The organism is Sutterella sp., assembly GCF_030539355.1.
Taxonomy (GTDB): domain Bacteria; phylum Pseudomonadota; class Gammaproteobacteria; order Burkholderiales; family Burkholderiaceae_F; genus Sutterella.
Genome location: NZ_JAUNSF010000146.1, coordinates 1 through 5,012, shown reverse-complemented (window position 1 = coordinate 5,012; position 5,012 = coordinate 1). Strand labels below are relative to the sequence as shown.

Here is a 5,012-nt window from a genome sequence, read left to right as displayed (position 1 = left end):
CGTCATGCACAACGTCATGTCGGCCTCCCATGTTGAGGTCGTGGTACATATTGTAGATTCTCCTTTGACTAGCTAAGCCCACCGAGGGCGTCAACACCAAGACGCAGTCGACCCCGCTCGCCCTCATGGCCTGCAAGAGCCGCTACCGCATGCACTCGCAGCTTGACGGCACGGTGAGCCACCAGTTCGCCAACATCAACGACCGCGAGCCGTGCTGGATCAACCCGGTCAACGCGAAGGCCCGCGGCATCGAGTCGGGCGACGTCGTGCTCGTCGAGAACAAGCGCGGTGCGGTTCTGGCCGGTGCCTATGTCACCGTCCGCGTGATGCCGGGCGTCGTCGTGGTTCACCACGGAGCCTGGTTCGCGCCGAAGGACATGGACGGCAAGCGCATCGACATCCACGGCAACTCCAACTCGCTCACGATGGATGTGCCGACCTCCGCGCTCGCCTGCGGCAACATCGCCTCCACGGCCTTGGTCGAGGTCTCGAAGTGGAAGGGCGAGCTCCCGCGCGTCTATGTCTACGACCAGCCCGAGCAGGTGCTCGCCGCGTCCTGATCGTGGCTGAGCACGGACTCCCGGTGATCCGCTGATCGCCGGGGCTCAAAATGAAGGCCGCAGGATTTCCGAGTGGAATCCGCGGCCTTCGTCATGTCTGCGGGAGGTGAAACTCACCGTCCGCCGGTCGAGCCGAACCCGCCCGTGCCGCGCTCGGAGGCGTCAAAGTCCTCCACGACGCGGAACTCAGGAACCATGACAGGGACGATCATGAGCTGCGCGAGGCGTTCGTCGGGCGTCACGGTGTAGGGCTCGGTGCCGCGGTTCCAGATCGAGAGCATGAGCTCGCCCTGGTAGTCGCTGTCGATCAAACCCACGAGGTTTCCGAGCACGATGCCTTTCTTGTGGCCGAGACCGGAGCGCGGGAGGATGAGTGCGGCGTAGCCCGGGTCGGCGATGTGGATTGCAAGCCCCGTGTGGATGAGGTGCGTCTCGCCCGGGTTCACCGTGAGCGGGGCGTCAAGGATGGCGCGCAGGTCAACGCCCGCGGAGCCGGGGGTCGCGGGACGGGGAAGGTGCGCGGCGGCGCGGGGATCAAGGACTTTGAGATCAACGAGCATCTTGGTTTCTGGATGATGTGGGTTCAGAGGGCAGTCCGAGGGAACTGCATCGGATTCGGTTGGGCGGGAGGTTTCTTTCTCTCAGGGTCAGATTTCCCAGACGGAGTGCGTGATGATGTCCTCCGAGAGAAAGCGCTTTCTGTTCGGTGTGCTGCAGATCACGGCACCGGTGCCTCTTCTGAGACCGAGCCGGTCAATCTGCACGAAGTGCTTTGCCATCTCGCTGTTTGGCGAGATTGTGGACTTGATTTCCATCGGGTACCAGGTGCCCTCGTGATGAATGATCAGATCAATCTCGCCGCCTGATTTCTGGTCACGAAGGAAATGGAAGTCCGGCTCAAGTCCGTTGTGCAGCCAGCTCTTGAGTATTTCAGTGACCACGAACGTCTCGAAGAAGGCTCCTGCGTTCATATCACTGCGGAGCTCCACGACGGTCGTTTTCCGGGACAGGAACGCAGCCAGTCCGGTGTCGGTCATGTAGACCCTGGGGGACTTCGTCAGAACTCTGGTGCCGTTGCCAGCGAGGGGTTTCAGGAGGTAGACGAGGCCGCTCGCCTCGGCCACCGAGAGCCACCGCTTCGCCGTGGCGGGATCAATGCCTGCGAGCGCAGCAAGTTCGCCGATGCGCAGTTCCTGCCCGGTGCGCAGCGCGAGCGCCTGCATGAACCGCCGGAAGGCGTCGAGTTTCCCGATGTTCCAAAGCCGGGCGATGTCCTGCTCGAGGAAATTCATGAGGAAGGCGCTGAAGAACTGTCTCCGTTCCCTGGCGTTCAGATGGAGCGCCTCGGGCCATCCGCCCTGCAGGATGGTCTCCCAGACGGCTTCCGGAGCCCGGGGTTCGGAGAAGCCGCAGGCGGAGAAGTCCGGGAGATAGGGGTGCTGATCCAACCCGCGGCCGTTCCGTTCGTAGAGGCTCATCGGCATCATCTGCAGCTCGAGGATTCTTCCGGCCGGCGAGTCTCCGACGTCCTTCACGAGCTCAAGTTTCCGCGGGCCGGAGAGCCAGATGCCGCCTTTCCCCGGACGCGGGTCGGCCGCGATGGCGCGAAAGAGCCCGGGAGCGCGCTCCGCCCTGTCAATGAGGACGGGCGGGGCGTATTGCTCAAAAAAGTCCCGGGGAGCGTTCGTCGCGAGATCAAGGGCTGCGGGATCGTCAAGCGTCACGCATGTGCGCGACGGCTCGCACATGCGCTTGAGCGCAGTGCGCTTGCCCGCCTGACGCATGCTGGAGAGCATCACGACGTCGAAACCCTGCGAGAGCCGGGGAGTGACTTTTTCAATCGTTCGATGAAGATACATGCCGCACAGCGTTGGTGGACGGACCGGGAGATCCCGGAATTTTTCCTGAGTCTATCCCGGAATTTTTCATGAGTGGACTCATGAATTTTTCCGGAGTCCATGCAGGAAAAATTCCGGTATGAGGAGCTTTGATCCAGCCGTTTCGATGACGGCAGGCCCGATGCCGGTCAGTGAGACTCCTCAGTTCCCCGCGGTTTCGCGGCGCTTGAGCGCATCCGCGGCGCAATCGATGATGAAGCGCGCGCAGTCGAGCTTAGAGGCGGGCCCGAAGACGCGCTCGTCCGTCGGGCTCACGACGCGGATCGCGTTATCCGCGGAGGAGAGTGCCTCGCGGGCGTCGTTGGCAACGATATAAGCGGCGCGCTTCCTGATGCACTTCTCGCGCGCGAAGGCCGTGAGCGCCTCTCCCGTGGCGGTCTCCGCGGCGAAGCCGATCGTGAGCGGCGCGTTGGGACGCGCGCCCACGCGGGCGAGCACGTCGGGGTTCTCGACCCAGATGAGGTCGGAGAGCGCGGCGCGGCCCGTGAGGTCCTTCTTGAGCTTCCTCTCCGACACTGCGCCCGGGCGCCAGTCTGCCACCGCCGCGACGCCGATGAAGATGTCATAGGGCTGGTGATCAAGCTCCGTCTGCACGGCGCTGTCCATGTCGCGCGCCGAGAAGACGTCGATGCGGCGCACCTGCGGGGGCGTCGTGAGGGAGACAGGCCCGGCGACCAGAGTCACCTCGGCCCCGGCGTCGCGCGCCGCGCGCGCGAGGGCAAAGCCCTGACGGCCGCTCGAGCGGTTCGTGATGCAGCGGATCGGGTCGATAGCCTCGTTCGTGGGGCCGGCGGTGATGAGGACGCGCTTTCCCGCGAGCGACTTCTTCTCAAAGACGCCGGCGGCGAGCTCGGCCACCTCGGCGGGCTCCATCATGCGGCCCGCACCCTTGTCGCCGCAGGCCTGGAGCCCCGCGACGGGCCCGAGGAACACCGCGCCGTCGGCGCGCAGTGTTTCGACATTCCTCTGCGTCGCGGCATTGGCCCACATCGCCTGGTTCATCGCAGGGACGAAGACGACGGGCGAGCGGCGGGCGACGAGGAGCGTGCTCGCAAGGTCGTCGGCGATGCCGTGGGCGGCCTTGGCGATGAGGTTCGCGGTCGCGGGCATGACGATGATCAGGTCGCTCGTGCGCGCGAGGTCAATGTGGGGCATCACGCTCTCAGGATTCTTCGCCCACTCGGTCGTGAGCGACGGGTGCCCCGTAAGTGCCTCGAAGGTGAGGGGCGTCACGAACTCCGCCGCGTGCTCAGTGAGCACCGTGCGGACCTCCGCGCCCGCCTTCATCAGAAGACGTGCGGCCTCGCAGCTTTTGAAGGCGGCGATTCCGCCGGAGACGATGAGCGTGATGCGTTTTCCGTGAAGCATGACCGAGGCAGTTCCTTCTTCTTGAGAGGCGTAGACAAATGCAGCCTCTAATTCTGCATCACATCAGGTCCCGGGCGGTATGTCCCCGGGCGGCATGCTGAACCGTTCTGCACATCAATTCCTCTGAAGACGGAAAGGGCGGCGGGATCCCTGGGAATCCGCGCCGCCCGTTGAGGAGCATTCAGATTGAGATGCCGGTCAGAAGGCCGGGATCACTGTGCCTTTATAGAACTCAATAATCCAGTCATGAATCTCCTTCGACTGGTACGCCTCGACGAAGGGCTTGACCCACGGGGCGTTGACGTTCTTCTCGTCGACAGCGATGTTGCAGACGTACGGTCCCTTCGGACCTTCGACGAGCAGCCCGTCACGCGTGGGATTGAGGCCCGTCACGGCGGCATAGTTGCCGTTGATGCCGGCGATCGTGAGGTCGTCAAGCGCCTGCGGGAGCTGCGCGGCCTCAAGCTCGATCACCTTGATCTTCTTGGGGTTCTCAATGATGTCGAACTTCGTGGGAAGGAGCCCCGTGCCGTCGCGCAGCTTGATGATGCCCGAGCTCGCGAGGAGGATCAGAGCGCGGCCACCCATCGGGGCGTCGTTCGGGATGCCGACGGTGGCGCCGGTCGGAAGGTCCTTCAGATCCTTGATCTTCTTGGAGTAGTACGCCATCGGCAGCGTGAAGGCTGGGGCGACGATGCGCATCTTGAACCCGCGCTGCTCGTTTTGATTTTCCAGGAACACCTTCGTCTGGAAGATGTTCGCGTCAAGGTCGCCCGCGTCGAGCGCGACGTTCGGTGTGATGTAGTCCTGGAACTCGAATATCTTGACCGTGAGGCCGCGCTTCGCGGCGAGAGGCACGACCTTCTCGAGAACCTCGGCCGCGGGGCCGGCGGTGACGCCGACGCGGATGACGGTGTTCTCGGCGGCCTGAACAGCGGCTGCGGGAAGTGTGAGGGCGGCGAGCGCGGCGGCTCCCGCGGTGAAAAGCTTGCGACGTTGCATATTCCGGGGTCTCCTGACGGGAATGTGAGTGTGAGCGGCGAGCCGTTCCATCCATCCTTCTTCAGGGGCGGCGGGAGGCTGCGCGGGTGTTCTGGGTTCCTGTGTCTCAGTCTAGGAGAACACCCGGACAGCGATGTTCCGAAAATGAACAACGCTTGAGGTATTACTGCGGAGCGCTCTGACG

At 63.8% G+C, this 5,012-nt stretch carries 5 protein-coding genes; 1 reads left to right on the top strand and 4 read right to left on the bottom strand.

The window, feature by feature from the left end; genetic code table 11:
* The first annotated feature begins 125 nt into the window (after positions 1-125).
* Positions 126-560: a molybdopterin dinucleotide binding domain-containing protein gene (locus tag Q4F91_RS12715; RefSeq protein ID WP_303338101.1), complete on the top strand. Its 435-nt coding sequence runs from the start codon at positions 126-128 to the stop codon at positions 558-560.
* A gap of 113 nt (positions 561-673) precedes the next feature.
* Here the strand turns inward: Q4F91_RS12715 and dut are convergent, their stop codons facing one another.
* The 4 genes from dut to Q4F91_RS12695 all read right to left on the bottom strand — a co-directional run bounded on the left by dut (position 674) and on the right by Q4F91_RS12695 (position 4,828).
* Positions 674-1,120: a dUTP diphosphatase gene (gene dut, locus Q4F91_RS12710; protein WP_303338100.1), complete on the bottom strand. Its 447-nt coding sequence runs from the start codon at positions 1,118-1,120 to the stop codon at positions 674-676.
* 87 nt (positions 1,121-1,207) lie between these two features.
* On the bottom strand, positions 1,208-2,419 hold the full coding sequence (locus Q4F91_RS12705) for an ATP-binding protein (RefSeq protein WP_303338099.1): 1,212 nt from the start codon (positions 2,417-2,419) through the stop codon (positions 1,208-1,210).
* A gap of 180 nt (positions 2,420-2,599) precedes the next feature.
* On the bottom strand, positions 2,600-3,826 hold the full coding sequence (gene coaBC, locus Q4F91_RS12700; RefSeq protein ID WP_303338098.1) for a bifunctional phosphopantothenoylcysteine decarboxylase/phosphopantothenate--cysteine ligase CoaBC: 1,227 nt from the start codon (positions 3,824-3,826) through the stop codon (positions 2,600-2,602).
* Positions 3,827-4,024: 198 nt separating this feature from the next.
* Positions 4,025-4,828, bottom strand: a complete 804-nt coding sequence (locus tag Q4F91_RS12695; protein ID WP_303338097.1) for a MetQ/NlpA family ABC transporter substrate-binding protein — start codon at positions 4,826-4,828, stop codon at positions 4,025-4,027.
* Positions 4,829-5,012 lie beyond the last annotated feature (184 nt).